Source organism: Massilia sp. 9I (genome assembly GCF_902506415.1).
Classification (GTDB): Bacteria; Pseudomonadota; Gammaproteobacteria; order Burkholderiales; family Burkholderiaceae_D; genus Telluria.
This window is the reverse complement of the sequence record NZ_LR733280.1, coordinates 1-1473: the sequence shown is the minus strand read 5'-3', so window position 1 is coordinate 1473 and position 1473 is coordinate 1. Positions and strand designations below refer to the sequence as shown.

Below are 1473 nucleotides of genomic sequence, written 5' to 3'. Positions count from 1 at the left end.
CGAACGTTCACTGCGACGTACACGACAACCCAGGCGGATGTCGACTCCGGTGCGCTGACGAACACGGCCACCGCTTCGGGAACTCCGCCCACTGGTGATCCGGTGACGTCGGGTCCGTCCTCAGTGAGGATCCCGGCGTCGGCAAATCCGTCGCTGTCGGTTGTGAAGTCGGCGAGCCCGTCGGGGCAGAGTTCCTACACGGTCGGGCAGCGGATCACCTACTCGTTCGTGGCGACGAACACCGGCAACGTGACCATGTCGAATGTCACTGTCGATGACTCCGACTTCAACGGCTCTGGTCAGCTCGGCACGCTGACACCGGCCTCGGTTGCGTCCCTGGCACCGGGAGCATCGAGGACCTTCACCGCCACGTACACCCTGACCCAGGCTGACGTCGATCGGGGGTCAACGACGAACTCCGCCACTGCTACCGGTACGCCGCCGGGCAGCGGAACGCCGGTGCCATCGGACCCGTCCACTGTGACTGTCCCGTCGACGCCGAACCCGTCGCTGTCGCTGGTGAAGTCCGCCAGTCCCGCGACTGGTGCGAATGTTGGCGACACCGTCACGTACTCGTTCCGTTTGACGAACACCGGCAACGTGACCCTGACTGACGCAACGGTCAACGAGGGCGCGTTCTCCGGTACCGGTGACCTCTCCGCAGTGGACTGCCCGGTTGCGGCGAATTCGCTTGCGCCGGGAGCATCGGCAACCTGCACGGCGACCTACACGCTGACCCAAGCCGACGCTGATGCGGGTGTCGTTACGAACTCGGCGACGAGCTCGGCGACCACCCCGACCGGTGGAACGGTCGATTCGCCCCCGTCCACTGCGACCGTCACGATCACAGCGGCTCCTGCGTTGACGGTGACGAAGACGGCCAGCCCGTCGGCGGCTTCGGCGTACACGGTTGGTCAGGAAATCACGTACTCGTTCGTTGTCAACAACACCGGCAACGTGACCCTCTCGGACGTGTCGGTGAACGATTCGGGGTTCACCGGGTCGGGGCAGTTGGGCCCGGTTTCTCCGTCCTCGGTCGCGACGCTCGCGCCGGGAGGGTCGACAACCTTCACCGCGACGTACACGTTGACGCAGGCGGACGTTGACCGTGGGTCCACGTCGAACTCGGCGACCGCGACCGGTACCCCGCCAGGCGGCACACCGGTGGACTCGCCGCCGTCGACGGTGACGGTGCCGGCGAACCCGGCGCCGGCACTGACGGTGGACAAGACGGCGAACCGTCAGCAGATCACGAGTGCTGGACAGTCGATCACGTACTCGTTCAAGGCGACGAACACCGGGAACGTCACGCTGCGCGGAGTGACCGTCGATGACGCAGATTTTTCCGGTACCGGCACCCTCGGCGCGATCTCGCCAGCATCGGTTGCATCGCTTGCGCCGGGAGCGGCGCGAACGTTCACTGCGACGTACACGACAACCCAGGCGGATGTCGACTCCGGTGCGCTGACGAAC

1 pseudogene is annotated in these 1473 nt (G+C 65.9%); it reads left to right on the top strand.

The window, feature by feature from the left end:
* Nucleotides 1-123: 123 nt before the first annotated feature.
* A pseudogene (locus GV068_RS24815) lies at nucleotides 124-1473 on the top strand (DUF11 domain-containing protein); the annotation flags it as partial.